Origin of the sequence: Amycolatopsis benzoatilytica AK 16/65, assembly GCF_000383915.1 — a bacterium.
Classification (GTDB): Bacteria; Actinomycetota; Actinomycetes; order Mycobacteriales; family Pseudonocardiaceae; genus Amycolatopsis; species Amycolatopsis benzoatilytica.
On record NZ_KB912942.1, the window covers coordinates 8,344,952 to 8,362,075 of the forward strand.

General features: G+C 68.7%; 16 protein-coding genes. 7 read left to right on the forward strand and 9 right to left on the reverse strand.

The features are described from left to right. Window positions 1-27 precede the first annotated feature (27 nt). From AMYBE_RS0139105 to AMYBE_RS0139115, 3 genes are all read left to right on the forward strand, one after another. Window positions 28-1,053 (forward strand): Dyp-type peroxidase, encoded by a 1,026-nt coding sequence (locus AMYBE_RS0139105; protein ID WP_027928487.1) that lies wholly within the window; start codon window positions 28-30, stop codon window positions 1,051-1,053. Continuing rightward, window positions 1,050-1,847 (forward strand): family 1 encapsulin nanocompartment shell protein, encoded by a 798-nt coding sequence (locus tag AMYBE_RS0139110; protein WP_020664856.1) that lies wholly within the window; start codon window positions 1,050-1,052, stop codon window positions 1,845-1,847. Before AMYBE_RS0139105 ends, AMYBE_RS0139110 begins: the two co-directional genes overlap by 4 nt. A 109-nt stretch (window positions 1,848-1,956) precedes the next feature. Then, window positions 1,957-2,496, forward strand: a complete 540-nt coding sequence (locus AMYBE_RS0139115) for a M15 family metallopeptidase (RefSeq protein WP_020664857.1) — start codon at window positions 1,957-1,959, stop codon at window positions 2,494-2,496. A gap of 61 nt (window positions 2,497-2,557) precedes the next feature. On the opposite strand, the gene AMYBE_RS0139120 is transcribed toward AMYBE_RS0139115, so the two are convergent. Next, on the reverse strand, window positions 2,558-3,763 hold the full coding sequence (locus AMYBE_RS0139120) for a glycosyl hydrolase family 8 (RefSeq protein ID WP_020664858.1): 1,206 nt from the start codon (window positions 3,761-3,763) through the stop codon (window positions 2,558-2,560). A gap of 379 nt (window positions 3,764-4,142) precedes the next feature. Here AMYBE_RS0139120 and AMYBE_RS0139125 point away from each other — a divergent pair, with 379 nt between their 5' ends. Continuing rightward, window positions 4,143-5,066, forward strand: coding sequence for an ion transporter (locus AMYBE_RS0139125; protein WP_020664859.1), 924 nt, complete (start codon window positions 4,143-4,145; stop codon window positions 5,064-5,066). A 269-nt stretch (window positions 5,067-5,335) separates the two neighbouring features. Beyond that, window positions 5,336-5,560, forward strand: a complete 225-nt coding sequence (locus AMYBE_RS45555) for a hypothetical protein (protein WP_084470312.1) — start codon at window positions 5,336-5,338, stop codon at window positions 5,558-5,560. Window positions 5,561-5,739: 179 nt separating this feature from the next. Here AMYBE_RS45555 and AMYBE_RS0139130 read toward each other — a convergent pair whose 3' ends face one another. The 5 genes from AMYBE_RS0139130 to AMYBE_RS0139150 all read right to left on the reverse strand — a co-directional run bounded on the left by AMYBE_RS0139130 (window position 5,740) and on the right by AMYBE_RS0139150 (window position 10,659). Next, window positions 5,740-5,970 carry a hypothetical protein gene (locus AMYBE_RS0139130; RefSeq protein WP_020664860.1) on the reverse strand — a complete coding sequence of 77 codons (231 nt, stop codon included), beginning with the start codon at window positions 5,968-5,970 and terminating at the stop codon, window positions 5,740-5,742. A 156-nt stretch (window positions 5,971-6,126) separates the two neighbouring features. Then, window positions 6,127-7,518 carry a GH1 family beta-glucosidase gene (locus AMYBE_RS0139135; RefSeq protein WP_027928489.1) on the reverse strand — a complete coding sequence of 464 codons (1,392 nt, stop codon included), beginning with the start codon at window positions 7,516-7,518 and terminating at the stop codon, window positions 6,127-6,129. Beyond that, window positions 7,515-8,363 carry a carbohydrate ABC transporter permease gene (locus tag AMYBE_RS0139140; protein WP_020664862.1) on the reverse strand — a complete coding sequence of 283 codons (849 nt, stop codon included), beginning with the start codon at window positions 8,361-8,363 and terminating at the stop codon, window positions 7,515-7,517. Before AMYBE_RS0139140 ends, AMYBE_RS0139135 begins: the two co-directional genes overlap by 4 nt. Continuing rightward, the gene (locus tag AMYBE_RS0139145; RefSeq protein ID WP_020664863.1) at window positions 8,360-9,340 is read right to left on the reverse strand and encodes a carbohydrate ABC transporter permease; all 981 of its coding nucleotides are present in this window, start codon (window positions 9,338-9,340) and stop codon (window positions 8,360-8,362) included. The genes AMYBE_RS0139140 and AMYBE_RS0139145 overlap by 4 nt, the downstream gene beginning before the upstream one ends. Window positions 9,341-9,342: 2 nt before the next feature. Then, complete coding sequence (locus AMYBE_RS0139150) at window positions 9,343-10,659, reverse strand: ABC transporter substrate-binding protein (RefSeq protein WP_020664864.1); 1,317 nt, start codon at window positions 10,657-10,659, stop codon at window positions 9,343-9,345. Window positions 10,660-10,802: 143 nt separating this feature from the next. Between AMYBE_RS0139150 and AMYBE_RS0139155 the strand changes: the two genes are divergently transcribed. Continuing rightward, window positions 10,803-11,831 (forward strand): LacI family DNA-binding transcriptional regulator, encoded by a 1,029-nt coding sequence (locus tag AMYBE_RS0139155; RefSeq protein WP_020664865.1) that lies wholly within the window; start codon window positions 10,803-10,805, stop codon window positions 11,829-11,831. A gap of 383 nt (window positions 11,832-12,214) precedes the next feature. On the opposite strand, the gene AMYBE_RS0139160 is transcribed toward AMYBE_RS0139155, so the two are convergent. Together AMYBE_RS0139160 and AMYBE_RS0139165 are read right to left on the reverse strand one after the other, a co-directional pair. Next, a complete protein-coding gene (locus tag AMYBE_RS0139160) occupies window positions 12,215-13,579 on the reverse strand; it encodes a purine-cytosine permease family protein (protein ID WP_020664866.1) in 1,365 nt (454 codons plus the stop codon). Between the two features lie 278 nt (window positions 13,580-13,857). After that, window positions 13,858-14,805: a CE1 family esterase gene (locus tag AMYBE_RS0139165; protein ID WP_425386974.1), complete on the reverse strand. Its 948-nt coding sequence runs from the start codon at window positions 14,803-14,805 to the stop codon at window positions 13,858-13,860. Between the two features lie 101 nt (window positions 14,806-14,906). Between AMYBE_RS0139165 and AMYBE_RS0139170 the strand changes: the two genes are divergently transcribed. Further along, on the forward strand, window positions 14,907-15,749 hold the full coding sequence (locus AMYBE_RS0139170) for a MerR family transcriptional regulator (protein ID WP_020664868.1): 843 nt from the start codon (window positions 14,907-14,909) through the stop codon (window positions 15,747-15,749). Between the two features lie 141 nt (window positions 15,750-15,890). Here AMYBE_RS0139170 and AMYBE_RS0139175 read toward each other — a convergent pair whose 3' ends face one another. After that, window positions 15,891-16,862 (reverse strand): glycoside hydrolase family 3 N-terminal domain-containing protein, encoded by a 972-nt coding sequence (locus tag AMYBE_RS0139175; RefSeq protein ID WP_020664869.1) that lies wholly within the window; start codon window positions 16,860-16,862, stop codon window positions 15,891-15,893. Between the last annotated feature and the right edge of the window lie 262 nt (window positions 16,863-17,124).

The window sequence follows — 17,124 nt, forward strand, 5'->3', positions numbered from 1 at the left end:
ATCGAACGGCGGGAGGAGTGCGTGCAGGTGCGACCGGGGGACCTCGAACCGCCAGAACCGCAGGCGGTTTCCGGGCCGCTGACCAAGTCGGCGATCTTCCTGCTGCTCCGGGTCGGCGAGGGCGGCGAGCAGATCGCGAAAGACCTGCTCGCGGACCTGTCCGGGCTGGTGCGCACAGTCGGATTCCGGGACACCGCAGCGGGTCTGACCTGCGTCGCCGGGATCTCGTCGGCGGCGTGGGACCGGATCTACGGCGGTCCGCGTCCGGCCGGGCTGCACGAGCTGCCGGTGTTCGCGGGCGAGAAACACGTCAGCGTCACCACCGGGGCCGACCTGCTGTTCCACGTCCGCGCGGAGCGGATGGACCTGTGCTTCGAGCTGGAAACGCTGGTCATGGACCGGCTGCGCGGCTCGGTCGAAGTGGTCGACGAGGTGCAGGGGTTCCGGTACTTCGACGCCCGCGACGTGCTCGGCTTCGTCGACGGCACCGAGAACCCGACCGGCCGCGGCGCCGAGCGGGCGGTGTTCGTGGACGACGACGGGCCGTTCGACGGCGGCAGCTACGTCGTCGTGCAGAAGTACCTGCACGACATGACGGCCTGGAACGCGCTCAGCACCGAGCAGCAGGAACTGGTGATCGGCAGGCGCAAACTGTCCGATGTGGAGCTTTCGGACGAAGAAAAGCCCGCCGACGCGCACATCGCGCTCAACGTGATCACCGACGAGGACGGCAACGAGCTGGACATCCTGCGCGACAACATGCCGTTCGGCCGTCCCGGGCACGACGAGTTCGGCACCTATTTCATCGGCTACACCAAAGCGCCCGCGGTGATCGAGCAGATGCTGGAGAACATGTTCGTCGGCTCGCCGCCGGGCAACTACGACCGCATCCTCGACTTCTCCGTCGCGCACACCGGTGCGTTGTTCTACGTGCCGACAGTCGATTTCCTCGAACAACCGCCGGAGAACGAACCGGAAGAACCGCCGGCCGCGGCGACCCCCGTCGGGACGTCGCTGGGCATCGGAAGCCTGCGAAGGAGCACTGCGACATGAACAACCTGCACCGCGAGCTCGCCCCGATCTCCGCTGCCGCCTGGGCGGACCTGGAGGAAGAGGCGAAGCGCACGTTCGCCGAGTTCGCCGCTGCGCGGCGGGTCGTCGACGTGGTCGTGTCCGGCGACCCGGCGCTCGCCGCGGTCGGCACCGGGCACCGCAAGCGCGTCGAGGGGCGGTTCGACGGCGTCGCCGCCAGCCTGCGTACCGCTCAGCAGATCGTCGAGCTGCGGGTGCCGTTCACGGTGTCGCGCGAGCAGGTCGACTCGGTCGAGTGGGGCGCGAAGGACGCCGACTGGCAGCCGGTGAAGGACGCCGCGCAGCAGATCGCGTACGCCGAGGACCGGATCGTGCTCGACGGGTTCGCTGAAGCGGGCATCACCGGGATCCGCCCGGCGTCGTCGCTTTCGCCGGTCGCGCTGCCCGCCGAGGCCCGCGAGTACCCGAAGGCCATCGGCGACGCGATCGCCGAACTGCGTGACGCGGGCGTGGCCGGGCCGTACACCGTGCTGCTCAGCGACGACGGCTACACCGCCGCGTTCGAGGCGGCGAACCACGGATATCCGGTGCTGGAGCACCTGCGCCAGATCGTGGACGGCGAACTCATCCGCACGCCCGCGATCAGCGGTGCCTGCGTGCTGTCCGCCCGCGGCGGCGACTACGAGCTCCACTTCGGCCAGGACCTGTCCATCGGCTACGCCAGCCACGACGCGTCCACTGTGGAGCTGTACTTCTACGAGACGCTGACGTTCCTGGTCAACACCGCCGAAGCGGGCATCGGGCTCACCTCCTGACCGGTTCCGGGACCGCGTGATCGGGTTCATTACCTGATCATGCGGTCTTGTTACGCGGTGCGGACCTTCACCGGACGCTGCGAGAACACCAGCTCGCGATAGTTGTCCCGTGCTGCAGAACAAGATCAAGAGCGCGCTGCTGGTGCTGCCCGCGCTGCTGCTCGCCGGCTGCTCGGCGACCGCCGCGCTGGGCGGCGGCGACCCGGATCACGACGCGGCTCAGGGCGGCGTCCCGGAAGGGGTCACGATCACGCCGTTCGACACGAGCTACCCGGCTGTCGGGAAGCTCGACCCGGCGTTGCGGAAGGCGTTGCGGGAAGCCGCGGCCGACGCGCGCGAGCGCAACGTCGAAATGCACGTCACGTCGGGCTGGCGGACCAAGGAGTACCAGCAGAAGCTGCTCGACGAGGGCATCGAGAAGTACGGCAGCGTGGAGAAGGCGCGCAGGTACGTGAGCACGCCGGAAGAGTCGAAGCACGTGTCCGGCAAGGCGGTCGACATCGGCCCGACCCGCGCCGACGACTGGCTGATCCGGTACGGCGAAAAGTACGGCCTGTGCCAGGTGTACTCGAACGAAATGTGGCACTTCGAGCTGCTGATCGCGCCGGGCGGCAAGTGCCCGCCGCTGCGCGCCAACGCGGCGGGATGACGCCGCGGGATGACGCGAAACCGGCCCGCAGCGAGGCCGCGGGCCGGTTTCGCGTGCCGGATCAGGGAGCCCAGTAGTTGCCGGACATCACCAGGTAGCAGAGCATCTTGATGGTCTCGCCGTAATACGCGTCGTCGTAGGGGTTGGTGGCCATGAACTTCCAGAGCGCATCGGTGAACGCCTGGTCGCCGGAGACCATCGCGGCCGGGCCGACCGAGTTGGGCGCGGTCTCCGACTGGTCGCCGGTATTGGTCGGCGTGCCGTCGAGCTTGACGGTCGGGTAGATCTTGCTCGGATTGCCGCCCGACTTGCTCTTGTAGCTGGCGGCTTCCTTCTTGGCGACGTCGGTCGCGACCTTGCCGCCGTACAGCAGCGCGTCGGTGCCCATATGCCACGGTACGCGGACCGAGTTGTAGCTGACGATGTTGTCGTAGGGGCCCTCGTGTTTGTTCGGGTCGGCCGGCTTCGGGCTGCTGCCGCCGGCCCCGACGACGAAGTCGGACAGCAGGTTCGCGTTCGGCGAGTAGTTGGCCGTGAACTGGGTGATCACCTGCTCGGTGCGGGTGATCACCTTGTTCCAGTCGTGCGCGGTGTCGAACTTCGCGAACGCCCGCAGATGATCGAGCATGAAGTCGGACGGGCGGGTGTCGTCGTCGCCGGTGTCGTCGGCGATCCGCAGATGCCCGTCCGGCGCGACGTCGTGCTGGTAGATCTTGCCCAGCCAGTCCTTCGCCGCGGCGGTGTAGCCGCCCCACTGCTTGTCCGCGAGGAGCAGTCCGTAGCCGACGTCGAGATCGCCGTCAGTAGCCGAGTCCGGCGTGCCGTCGTCGTCGTACTTGCAGGTCTTGCCGTCGATGATCCACTGCAGCAGGCCCTTGCCGTCGGTGTGGGCCTGGACGAACTTCCACATGTCGTCGAAGATCGCCTTGGCGTCCGGGTCGTAGCCGGCCATCAGCGGGACGATGTTCATCCCGTAGCCCTGGCCCTCGGAGACCATGCCGTTGTTGTGCGTGTCCTCGGCGGCCACGACGAACGTGCCGCCGCACGCCTTGCGGAGGAACTTCGTCTTCCACGAGTCGTACTGTTTCTTGACCGCGGCGTCCCGCTCGGAGGCGCTGGCGGACGGCAGCACACCGGTCTGGTAGGTGACGTGCGCGGGGAACGGGTGAGCCGGCGCGGCCGCCGAGGCGGTCCCGGCGCCGGCGAGAGCCGCGGTAAGAGCGACGGAAGCGGCGGCGAACAACGCCACCTTCCGGGGAGGGCGCATCCAAGGTCTCCTTGTTAGTAAAAGTTCCTAACTAGGCGGCGTGGAGTGGAGCCTGGTCGAGCGCAGGGTCTGATGTCAAGACATCGGGGGAGGAATCGGGCGAGTGAACCGGTTCCGACACAGTGCGTGGCCCTCTGCCGGTGCCTTCGCCGACGTCCGTGAGGGGCGCATTGACGGAATCTAAGTCCGTGAGGGGCCCCTTCACGGAATGCGGGTCCGTGAGGGGCCCTTTCACGGAATCTAAGTCCCTCAAGGGGCCCTTCACGGACGTGCGCGACGGGCGGCTGGCGCACCCGGTGCCCGGCGCTGCCGCCCCTGCTCGTCCATTCGTGCGATCATGACCGGCACCAGCTAGGTAGTCGGGGATCAGGGAGTCGGCATGACCAGCGGCCGTTCGGCGGATGCTGAGCGCAACGAGCGCCTGGCGCTCGATCAGCGGAGCCCAGGCCCGGACCGGTACCGGCCGGAGCTCAACAGCGGCATCCTGCCCGGCAATGTCAACGCCGACGACTGGATTCTCCTCCTGCTGGCCCTCGTCTCCGCCGGGATGCTCGGCTGGCTCCTCGTCAGCCCGCCCGCTGAGGAGGTCGGCCGCTGGTTCTTCGTCGCGGACTGCGTCAGCTGCGGGATCTTCTTCCTCGAGCTGCTGTGGCGCTGGCGCAAGCGCGGCTGGCGGCCGATGTTCCTCGCCCGCACCTGGTACGAGGTGTTCGCGATGATCCCGGTCGCGCACCCCTACTTCGTCGCGCATCACCACATCCTCGGCGTGATCCTGCTGATCGTGCGGCTCGGCCGGGCCGCCGACCGGGCGCTCGGCGAGCAGTTCTTCTACCGCCTTGTCGACAAACTGACCGAGGCACTCGTGCGTGCCATCAAGAAGCCGGTCACCATCGCGGTGCTGGACGAGGTCGTCAAGGTGCTCGAAACCGGCAACTACCCGGAGAACCTGGCGAAATCCCTCAACGAGAACAAAGCCGAGCTGCGCGCCATCATCACCGAGAAGATCTCGACCGATCCGCAGCTGGGTAAGCTGCGCCGGCTGCCGTTCCACGGCGAGATCGTCCAGGCGACCGTCGACACGTCGTTCCGGGTGCTGCTGGAGGTGCTGCTGGACCCGCGGATCGACGACTTCTTCTCCGCCGTCGTGCGCGACAACCGCGAGCAGATCCGGCGGGCGGTCGCGCTCGGCCTCAACGAGCGGGAGCACGCGCCGGAGGACGAGGATCTGCTGCGCACGCGTCCGCAGCGGACTTCGGCTCGCGAGTACGACGCGAATCATCCGGATCGGAGCCAATCGCGTTAATCCTCCACTGTGGACACCTCTACGGTGCGCCGTTGGCCGCTGACTCTCTGTCGCCGCAACGGGTATCAGCGCAGATCGGTGCCGGTGCGGGCGTCAACCGCTGAACGAGTGGACTGCGTCGGCGCGCGGGCGCGTCGATGGCTGGAGTAGGCTGAGAGCTCCCGTTCCGTTGCTGCACAAGGGTTGTGTTGACACAAGTACGGGGCGTTCCCGGCGGAACCGGCGCAGACTGGAAACCGGCGGGGAGGTCGGCGCGCGGGTTTGGAGTCGTGAACGTGGTGGATAGCGGGCAGCAGGCAGGCAAGTGTCGTCGGCGGGACTGTGCGGAACCGGCACTGTGGCGCGGATTGTGCTCGGAGCACTGGAACCGCTGGCAAAGCGGCGCGGACGCGCTCGAACTCCCTGACGACGACGTGCCCCCGCCGCCGGCGCAGGTCTGGTGGCCACCGGAGCGTCAGCACGCCCCGTTGAGCAGCCGGATGCCGGGCGCCTGAGCGAGTGGTGCGCTACCAGGCGGGCACCGGAGCGGTCCAGGTTCCAGCCGCCAGCTGAACGCCGGTGCAGGGTGCGTCTCGCTTGAGTGGCTGAGCCGAAGCGCCTGCCCGGCCGGACGGCCCCAGCAGGCAACCCGTCGCGCCGGGCGACCGCGATCGGCGCTGGAAGACTCCAGCCGTCAGCCGTCGCGACGCGGTCTGCCGCGGGGTTCCGGCTGAGCCGTCAGCATGCGCTGCAACCGGGTGCGAGCTAACCGGTACAACAGTTCGCCGTCCTCGTCCGGGATGATCCGTCCGTCCAGATCTCGCTGGGCGGACGAGACGGCGGCGGCTACCGTCTCCGCGGTCAGCCTGCCGGAGAACTCCCCGGTCAGCCACTCGCCGACCGCTTCGTTGACCTGGCTCTGCACAGCCAATGGATGCTCCAGTCCTCGCTGGCTGGGCTTCGCGAGTGCCCCGCCGAGGGCGGGACGCTCGCGAAGCCCGGGCGTGACGCGAGGTTTCTGAAACAGGCCAACGAAAACCCTTCCCGGAACGACCGGGAATCCAGTCAGGCGGTACCGGGCTCAGGGCAGCGCGTTGCGCGCGATCACTTCCGAATACCACTGGGCACTGCGCTTGGGCGTCCGGTGCTGGCTGAGGTAGTCGACGTGCACCAGGCCGAATCGCTTCGCGTACCCCTCCGCCCACTCGAAATTGTCCAGCAGCGACCAATAGAAGTACCCGCGCAGGTCGACCCCGCGCGACACCGCGTCGTGGGCCGCCTTGAGGTGCGCTTCGAGGAACGTGATCCGGTCCTCGTCCACGACTTCGCCGTTGGTCAGCGAGTCTGGATAGGAAGCGCCGTTTTCGGTGATGTACAACGGGACCGGCCGGTAGTCGCGATGCACCTGCAGCAGCGATTCGGCGAGCCCGCCGGGTTGCACCTCCCACCCGGAGTGGGTGCGCGGCGCGGCCGGGTCCGGGACGAAGTGCACGTGTTCCGCGCCCGGCCACTCGCGCCCGGCCGGCTCGCTCCCGGTCCGCGGCGAGTCCGCGACCCGGTACCCGCGGTAGTAGTTCACGCCGAGCCAGTCGATCGGCGCGGCGATCAGCTCCGCGTCGCCGTCGCGTACCAGCTGGTCGAAACCGAACGGAGCGAGATCGTCGGCGATATCTTCGGGATAGCCGCCGCGCAGCACCGGATCCAGGAACAGCCGGTTCTGCAGGCCGTCGATCCGGCGGGCGGCGTCCGCGTCGGCCGGGGAATCCGCGGCGACCGGATAAAGGTTCAGCGTGATCCCGGAAGGGGTGTTCGGCGCGGCAGCGCGGAGCACGTCCATCGCGAGACCGTGTCCCAGCAGCAGATGGTGCGCGGCCGCGACGGCCGCTTCCGGCGAACTGCGGCCGGGCGCGTGCACGCCGGAACCGTAGCCGAGCATCGCGGCGCACCACGGTTCGTTCAGCGTCGACCAGCTCGCCACCCGATCGCCGAGCCGGCCAACGATCGTCTCGGCGTATTCGGCGAACCGGTACGCGGTGTCCCGCGCCGTCCACCCGCCCTGGTCTTCCAGCGATTGCGGCAGATCCCAGTGATACAGCGTCGCCCACGGCTGGATCCCGGCCGCCAGCAGTTCGTCTACCAGCCGGTCGTAGAACTCCAGCCCGCGCGGCTCCGGCCGGCCGAAGGGCCGGATCCGAGGCCAGGAAAGGGAAAAGCGGTACGCGCCGAGGCCGAGTGTGCGCATCAACGCGACGTCGTCGCGGTAGCGCCGGTAGTGGTCGGCGGCCGGGTCGCCGGTGTCGCCGCCGACCACCGCGCCCGGCGTCGCGGCGAAGGTGTCCCAGACGGACGGTTCGCGGCCGTCCGCGCCGGTCGAGCCCTCCACCTGGAACGCCGCCGTCGCGGCACCCCAGACGAACCCGGGCGGGAACGCGAGCGCGACGCGTTCGGGCATCGGCTGTGCGGACATGGTCATCCTTTCACGGCGCCTTGCATGATCCCGGCCACGATCTGACGGCCGAGCAGGACGAAAACGATGAGGATCGGGATGGTCGCGAGCGTGGTGCCGGCGAGAACGAGCGAATAGTCGACGTAGTAACCGCTTTGCAGCTTCTCCAGCGCGATCTGCACGGTCGGGTTGCCCGCGTCCAGAACCACCAGCGGCCACAGGAAATCGTTCCAGGAGGTCATGAACGTGAACATGGCCAGGATGGCCGCCGCCGGGCGCACCGCGGGCAGGCAGACGTTCCAGAAGATCCGGATCATGCTGCAGCCGTCCACCCGGGCGGCTTCGATCAGCTCGTACGGCAGGGCGTCCACTGTGTACTGCCGCATCCAGAACACGCCGAACGCGGTGACCAGGTTCGGCACGATGACCGACTGCAGCCCGCCCGCCCAGCCCAGTTCGGACATCGCGATGAACAACGGGATGATGCCGAGCTGGGTCGGCACCGCGAGAGTCACCACGATGAACACGAACAGCCCGTTGCGGCCCCGGAACCGCAGTTTGGCGAACGCGAATCCGGCGAGCGAGGAGAACAGCACGGTGGTGAGGGTGACCGTGCCGGACACCAGGAGGCTGTTGAACAGCGCCTTCCAGAACGGCACGGTGTCGAACACTCGCGCCGCGTTGGCGAAGAAGTTCCCGCCCGGCAACAGCGGCGGAATGCGCTCGGTGAGCATTCCGTTGTCCCGGCTGGCCACCAGGAACGACCAGTAGAACGGGAACAGCGAGCCGAGCACGAAGATCGCCAGCACGACGTAGGTCGCTTTGCGCGGTTTGCCGAGCCGGGAGACCCGGAATCCGGTGTGCGCGGTCATGTCCGCCTCCCCGCGAGCCGCCTGGTGAGCCAGTAGTTGACCAGTGCGATCGCCACGATGATCAGGAACAGCACCCACGCGATCGCGGACGCGTAGCCGAGGTCGAAGTTTTCGAACGCGGTTTGGTAGAGATACAGCGTCACGGTCTGGAACTGGTGAGTGGAACCGCCGTTGTTGGAACCGGGCATCGCGTCGAACAGCTTGGGCTCGGTGAAGATCTGCAGGCCGCCGATCGTCGACGTGATCGTCACGAAGATCAGCGTCGGGCGCAGCAGCGGCAGCGTGACGTGGGTGAACCGGCGTACCGTTCCCGCGCCGTCGATCAGCGCGGCCTCGTGCAGTTCCCGGGGAATCGCCTGCATCGCGGCCAGTACGATCAGCGCGTTGTACCCGGTCCAGCGCCAGTTCACCATGATCGCGATCGCGACATGGCTGGCGAACCGGTTCGCCTGCCAGTCCACTGGGGACAGTCCGATCGTCTGCAGCAGGCCGTTCACCAGGCCGTAGCGCGGACCGAAGAGGTTCGCGAAGATGATCCCGAGCGCCACCAGGCTCGCCGCGTAGGGCAGCAGGATGCCGACTCGCCAGCCGCCCGCCCCGCGCAGCCGGGCGCTGAGCAGCGCGGCCAGCAGTACCGCGATGATCAGCTGGGGCACGCTGGAGAGCAGGAAAATGCTGACCGTGTTCTCCAGCGCGTGCCAGAACTGCGCGTCGGCGAATAATTCTTTGAAGTTGTCCAGGCCGGCGAATTCGGGATTATCGTCGCCGGCTTTCCAGTGAAACAGCGCGACGTAGGCGGTGTAGAGCAGCGGGAACATGCCGACGATCGCGAACACGACGAAGAACGGCGCGATGTAGAGGTAGGGCGAGGCTTTGACGTCGAGCCGGGCCAGGCGGTCGCGCAGGCCCGGCCGAGGCGCGGAGCGGTGCCGCACCTCGGCCGGGTGTTCCGGCGCGGCTTTGTCGGTGACCGTCATGGTCAGCGCACGAGTTTCTTCGCGCCGTCGACCAATTGCTGCCAACCCGCCGCCGCGTCAGTGCCTTGCTCGACTGCTTGCAGCGCCGGGCTCGCGACGTTCTCCTGGATCTGACCGTCGTTCGGCCCCTTGTACTGCGGCTTCGCGACCTTCCTCGCCTGCTCGGCGAACAGCTTGCCGATCGGCGCGTTGCCGAAGTACGCGTCCGTGGCGCTCAGCAGCTTCGGGTCCTCCAACGCCTTCGCCTGGCTCGGGAAGTTGCCCTTCGCCTCGAACGCCTTGATCTGCTGCTCTGGTGCGGTGAGCCAAGCGGCGAGCTCGGCGGCCTCGCGCGGGTGCTTGCTCTGTGTCGGCACGGTCAGGTACGAACCGCCCCAGTTCCCGCCGCCGCCGGGGAACGCCGCGGTGACCGCCCACTTGCCCGCGTTCTCCGGGCCGGCCTGTTCCTTGATCACGCCGAGCATCCACGCCGGACACGCCTTGGTGGCGAACGCGCTCTGCTTGAACCCGGAGTTCCATTCGTTGCTGAACGCGGTGAGCTTGGCCGATTCGCCCTTGGCGACCGCACCGGTCACCTTGGTCCAGGCGTCCTTGATGCCCTGGTTGGTCTCGACGGTCAGCTTGTCATTGGTGTCCAGGTAGCCGACCGGCAACTGGTTGACCATCGCGTTGAAGTTCTGCGCCGCCGAGTCGAACCACGCCTTGCCGGTCTTGGCGACGTACTGCGCGCCGGCCGCGAAGTAGCTGTCCCAGGAGGAGAACAGCGATTTGACCGCTTCCGGATCGGAGGGCAGGCCGGCCGCGGCGAGCAAGTCCTTGCGGTAGCACATGGCCAGCGGCCCGATGTCCGTGCCGTAGCCGATGAGCTTGCCGTTCTTGTCCTTGCCCGCCTCGTATTTCCAAGGCAGCCAACGATCCGGGGAAGCACTCGCCGGACCGATCTTGCTCAGGTCGTTGAACTTCGAGGACCGGCTGAGCACGTCGGACAGGTGGCCCTCCTCGACCGCCTGCACGTCGGCGAGCCCGGAGCCGGCCGCGAGCTTGGTCATCATGTCCTGGGCGTACGGGCCGCCCTGGCCGGTCTTGCGGTGGGTGATCTTGATGTTCGGGTGCAGCTTCTCGTACTCCGGCAGCAGGGCTTCGTAGCCGAACTCCGTGAACGTGGCGATGGTCAGCTCCACGTGTTCGTTCGGCCCTGCCGCCGCGGGCGCGTCGTCGGACCCGCCGCACGCGGCCGCGCCGAGCGTCATCGTGATGCCCAGTGCCAGCACCAGGCCCTTCCGGAACGTTGTCACCGTCGTCAACCCCTTGAAGGTCATTCTGGGAGCGCTCCCAGATGCGGACCGAGTGTGTTGGAGGAAACATGCGATGTCAAGGTCGGTTATCGCGTTGTGTCGTTCCAGGAGCGCTCCCAGTGGGGCGCGGTTAAGCTGGTCCAAATTCGGAACGGAGGGGGTGGCCGGTGGCAGCGCGGTCCGAAAACGAACGGCCGACCCTGGAGGACGTGGCGGCCTTCGCCGGCGTTTCGCGGTCCACGGCTTCGCGGGCGTTGAACGACGACGAGTACGTGAGCGCCCGCTCGCGCGAGAAGGTCCTCGCGGCGGCGCGCGATCTCGGCTACGCGCCGAACCAGGCAGCGCGTTCGCTGGTCACGCGACGCACCGGTGCGGTCGCGGTGGTGATCTCGGAGCCTGAGGCGCGACTGCTCGACGATCCGTACCGCACGGCGGTGATGCGCGCGGGTTACCGGGAACTGGCCGACGCGGGCTGTCAGATGGTCTTGATATTCAGCGACACCAAGGAAGACCTCGCGCGCACTGTGCGGTTCTTGGAAGGCGGCCACGTCGACGGGGTGCTCGTGTTCGCGCCGCACCGCGCGGATCCGCTCCCGCGAGCGCTGCGTCTGCTGCGCTTGCCGGTGGTCTTCGGCGGTCCGGCCGCCGACCTGCGCCGCGGCGTACACGTGGTGGACTTCGACAACGAGGGCGGCGCGCGGATGGCGGTGGCGCACCTGGTGAAATCGGGTCGGCGCCGGATCGCGACAATCGCCGGTCCGCAGGATCAGGGCGCACCGATCGACCGGCTCGAAGGCTGGCGCAAAGCACTGGTGGAGGCGGGCCTCGACCCGGCCGGCCTGCACGAGGAAGCGGACTTCACGCTGGCCGGCGGCGCGCAGGCGATGGCGGCGCTGCTCGACCGGGTGCCGGACCTCGACGCCGTGTTCGTCGCGAGCGACATGATGGCTGTCGGCGCGCTGCGCACCCTCGCGGCGGCGGGACGGACGGTCCCGGACGACGTGGCCGTGGTCAGTTTCGACGACAACGCGACGTTGGCGCCGATGATGTCGCCGCCGTTGACGTCGGTGCATCAGGATCCGCACGAGCAGGTGCGGGCGATGGTGACGACGTTGCTCCAGCTGCTTGATGGGGTGGAGCTGAAGCCGGAGGTGCAGGTGCTGCCGGTCTCGCTGGCGGTGCGCGAGTCCGGCTGAGCCGCCGCGCCTGCCGCCGACCGCGACCGTGGCGGGTTGCGGCTGTCGATATTTACCGGTGCAGTCCGTTCCGCGTCACCGGGCGCACCGCGAGAGCTGCCCGGCGGGGAGATGCGCGAGCGATGACAGGCGGATTGAGCTGGCGAAGGCTCGTGCTGCTCCCGGGGTGACGGTTTGGCGGGGTCTCACTTGGTGCAGGTGGCAGGGCGTGCGGCTCGTCCGTGAAGGGCCCCTTGAGGGAATCCAAGTCCCTCAAGGGGCCCTTCACGGACATCCGAAGGCTGATCCCCGACACCCGTCAGCTGAGACGCGCTCTTAGACGGGAAAGGGCGCGGCGGACCAAACCGCGGTGCCGCAAGCAGATCCGTCGGTCGGCCGCACCGTCACACGGGAACTGCGACCGAACGCCGGGCAACCGCCACGTACAGCGCGCCCGGCACGATGAGCCCGAGCAGCCACGAGATGTCCGCGCCGCCCAGCAGTGGGGCGAACGGTCCGACGAAGATCCCCTCCACGTTGGCGAACGGGATCTGCACCGCGATGCCGAGCACGTACGCGATCAGTGCCGGCCACGCCCAGCGGCCGTACCGGCCATCCGGGTCGTAGAGCGCTTCGAGGTCGTAGCTTTCCTTGCGCAGCAAGTAGAAGTCGACCAGGTTGATCGAGCTCCACGGGGTGAGGAAGTACAACAGGAAGTCGAGGAACAGCACGAAGTTCGAGAGGAACTGGCCCCGGCCGAGGATCGCGATCACCGCGCCGGCCACGCCGACGCCGAGGATGTACCCGATCCGGGTGGCCTGCGACAGCGCCGCGCGCCGGCCGAACGCGGTGAGCGCGGTCGCGACCGTCATGTAGCCGCCGTAGATGTTCAGCACGTTCACGGTGAACTTGCCGAGCGCGATGGCCAGCAGCAACGGAATCAGCAGCGCCTCGCCGCCGAGGCCGACGACGTAGGCGACTTCGTGGCCCTTGAACGCTTTCCCGGCGATCGCGTAGGCCATCGCACCGAACGACATCGCCCAGGTCGCGCCCAGCACAGTGCCGCCGTAGGTCCACCAGAAGGTCGAGCGGACCGAGGTCGCCGACGGCAGGTAGCGCGAGGTGTCCGCGACGTACGGGCCGAAGGTGAGCTGCCACGAGGCGGTCAGCGAGACCGCCAGCAGGAACTTCGGGAAGTCCAGGTGCGGCGAGGCGAGCACCGCGCCGAGGTCGTGGCCGCTGACCAGCCGGATCGTCAGGTAGAGGAACACGACCACGGACAACGCGGACGCGATCCAGCCGAACCGGTGGATCAGCCGGTACCCGACGATGGCGATGAGCGCGGACGCCAGCGCGTACACGGCGATCGCCGGATCCGTCGGCAGGTGGGTGATCTGCGCGACCGCCTGGCCGCCGAGCAGCGAGCCGCTGGCGAAGTAGCCGAGGTACATCACCACGACCAGCACCAGCGGCAGCACCGCGCCGTACACGCCGAACTGCGCGCGCGACTGGATCATCTGCGGCACGCCGAGCTTCGGCCCCTGTGCCGCGTGCAGGGCCATCGGGACGCCGCCGAGCACATTGCCGAGCACGACCGCGACGAGCGCCCACAGCGGGTGCACGCCGACCAGCACGGTCAGCGCACCGGTGACCGCCGAGGTGATCTGCGTGTTCGCCGCGAACCAGAGGCTGAACAGGCTGCGCGGATGCCCGTGCCGCTCGGACTCCGGCACCGGGTCGATCGAGCGTCGCTCAAGTGCGGCAGCCATGTGCCCTCCAGCAGTCGTCCGGTGAAATGCGCTGGACGCACTCAACGTCAGGGCCGCCCTGGTCGCCAAGTAGCTGCCAGGGGATTCCGTCTGGGATGCCAGACGTGCGGCTGCCGCGAGCTCCGCCGAATTCGACTGCGGGGCCACGGAACTCGGCGCGCTGATCGCGGCCGGCGACACCTCTCCGGCACTACGCCCTTCCTAGCCGTGCCGCCGGCTGGCGACGACACCGGGGCGCAGCTCGCCGAGGCGTTCGGCGAGCTGCGCGAGAAGCGGTGTCAGCCCAGCCGGTGCGCCCGGAAGAACTGCAGGATCACCGGCGTGGCGTCGAGCGCGGACGGGGTTTCGGAGTCGGCGTTCGGGTGCGTGCTCGGCCAGACGTGCCCGGCACCGATCATCCGGTAGTGCACCAGCGAACACCCTGGCCACCGCTGGATCACCACGTTGTGGACCGGCGACGTCGAGACCGGCCCGGCGACACACTGGTCCCGTTCCGCCCAGCCGGACAGCCAGTCCGGAATGGACGGCAGCCCCTTCGCGGGATTTCCGGCGTAGGGGATGGTCGTGTCCGCGGTGCCGTGGAAGTCGAGCAGCGCGACCTTCCGGCTCGGTTCGCACGCGCCGCCCTGCGGGTAGAACGCGCCGGAAACCGGTGCGAACGCGGCGATCCGGCCTGCCATCCGGCAGGCGAGGACGCCGACGAACCCGCCGCCGTTGGATTTGCCCGCCGCGTAGATCCGCTGCGGGTCGACGCAGAGCCGTTGCTGCAACGAGGTCAGCAGATCGGCCGTGAACCGGACGTCGTCCACCGGGGCCGAGTACGGCGCCCCGGTCCACGCCGACTTGCCGTCCGTTCCGGTGACGCCCTGCGGGTACACCGCGATCACGTCGGAACCGGAGAACTCGGAGAGCTGTTCCTGGTACTGCGCGGTGCGCCCGTGGCCGTGAAAGGAGAGGACGAGCGGGTACTGCCGGTGCGGGTTGTACCCGGCCGGAACGTAGATCCGGTACTCGCGCTCGACGCCGCCGGAACTCAGATGTTCGACGGTCGTGGCACCGGCCCCGGAGACGGCGTGGCCGCACCCGGTGGTCGGAACCGCTCGATCGAGCGGCGACTCGCTGGCTGACGCCGGCAACGCGCCCAGCGCCATCATCGCTGCGGCTGCTGCCACCACTGCACGGAAACGTCCGGACATCCGATCCTCCTTGATCGACGGCGCGATCATGATGGCGCCGAAGCGGGAGAGGCCGAACCTTTCGTTCATTGAGTTAACGAGATCCGGGAAGACTTGTTTCTCCCCTGGGGGGAGATGTCAGGCTGGCTGCCATGGACAAGCCCTTGTCGATCGGCGAGCTCGCCCGCCGCACCGGCCTGACCGTGAAGACTGTCCGGTCTTATTCCGAGCGCGGCATCGTCACCCCGGCCCGCACCGCCTCCGGGCATCGCCGGTACGGCGCCGAAGCGGTTGCCCGCCTGGACCTCGTCCGCACCCTTCGCGAGCTGGGCCTGAACCTGGTGACGATCGAACGCATCGTCACCCGCGAAGCCGTCCTTCCGGACGTCGCCGCTGCCCACGTCCAGGCGATCGAGGTGCAGATCCGCCTGCTGCGCCTGCGGCAAGCAGTCCTGACCGCCGCCGCGACGCGCGGTTCAAGTCCGGAGGAGATGGCTGTCATGCACCAGTTCGCGACCTTGACCGGCGGAGAACGCCGCGCGCTCATCGCCGACTTCCTGACCGCCGTCTTCGGCGGTCTGGACCAGTCCGGGTTCGCCCGGTCGATGACCCCGGAGCTGCCGGACGATCCGGCCGCCGATCAGCTCGCCGCCTGGCTGGAGCTGGCCGAACTCTCGCAGGACCCGGACTTCCGCGCGACGCTGCGCTCCGTCGCCGAGCAGTACGCGAGCGATCTTGCCGCCGGACCCCGTCGCGGCCCGGTGGAAGACAGCCGCGACGCACTCGACGCCGGGGTCGACCCGGACTCGCCGGAGGCGGCCGAGATCATCGCACGGCACGGCGCGGAGCGGACCGTCGCGTGTCTGGCAGCGGTGAGCGACCGACGGCGGGAACGGTATTTCGAGCTGCTGGCCGTGATCAACGGGTGGGAAGCGCCGGAGAACCTGGCTCCGGTTTCGCGGTGGCTCTCCGAAGCGGTGCGGGCAACGGCTTGATCACTCGCGGAATGCCGCCTCCACCGCGGCCAACTTCGATTGTCCGGGAAGGGCCCCTTGAGGGAATCCAAGTCCGGTAAGGGGCCCTTCACGGACGCGCCCGAGGAAGGAATCGGCTCGCCGGGCCGCGTTACCGCCAGCTCACGGGGTGCAGAACCCCTTCGCGGCCAACACCCGCTCGTCCGACGCTTTCACCTGATCCGCGGGCAATTCTCCGGCGCCGACTGCCGCCTGCAGCCGGTCCAGCACCGCACCGACGTCGTTGTGGCCGGACGAGAACAACGCCTGATCGGCCCCCGCCTGCAGGGCCTTCAACACCGCGTCGGGCAGCTGGTACCGGTCGGTGATCGCCTTCATCCCGCCCAGATCGTCGGTGATCACCGGCCCGGTGAAGCGGTAGTCCGTGCGCAGCAACCGATACGCGGCAGGCGAGATCGACGCCGGCTCGTCACCGGTCAGCCCGGGGACCTCCAAGTGGCCGACCATCACCGCGACCGGGCCGTATGCGGCGATGTCGCGGTAGGGCACCAGATCGACCTGGCGGAGCTGGTCCAGCGGCGGCGTGACGACGGTGCCGCGGTGCGAGTCGCCGGAGCCGTGGCCGTGGCCCGGGAAGTGCTTGAGCACCGGTAGCACGCCGCCCGCGCGCAAACCGTCGGCGAACGCCATCGCGTACTGTCGCACCTTCTCCGGATCCGAGCTGTACGACCGGTCGCCGATCACCGCGTCGTCGGGTTCGTCGCTCACATCCGCGTCCGGTGCGTAGTCGACCGTCACCCCGCGTGCGCGCAGTTGCTTGCCGCGCTGCACGCCCAGCGCGCGCACCTCTTCCGGCGACTTCGAGGACGCCAGCTGCCGGGCGCTCGGGATCGACCCGTCGAGATCGTCGATGCGCTGCACGCGGCCGCCCTCCTCGTCGACGGCGACCGAAACCGGGATCGCCGCCGCGTTTTGGACGGTGTTCAGCGCGCCATTCTGCAACAGCGTGGTCTTATTGCCGCCGACGAAAATCCCGCCGACCTGGTACGTCCGCACCAAATCCTCGACCGCCCGCGGGTCGCCCGCGTCGACGCCCGGCACCACCAGCTGCGCCAGCCGTGCCCGAGGGTTCATCGCGGTCACCGCCGCGGCGCACGAAACGGTCTGGCCCGGCGATGGGGAAGCCGGGGTCAGTGCTGGTGGGGCGGCTTGCGGCGAGCTGCCCGCGGTCGGCGCGGCCGGCGTGGACGGGGCCGCCGTTCCCGAGGAGGACCCGGAGCCGGAGCAAGCAGAAAGTGCACATATGAGCGCCAACGTGCTGACGGCTCCGACGGTCGAGCGGGGTGGCCGGGTGCGCGCCTTCATGGTCTCCTCTGGCAGTCCGGACAGGTCAGGG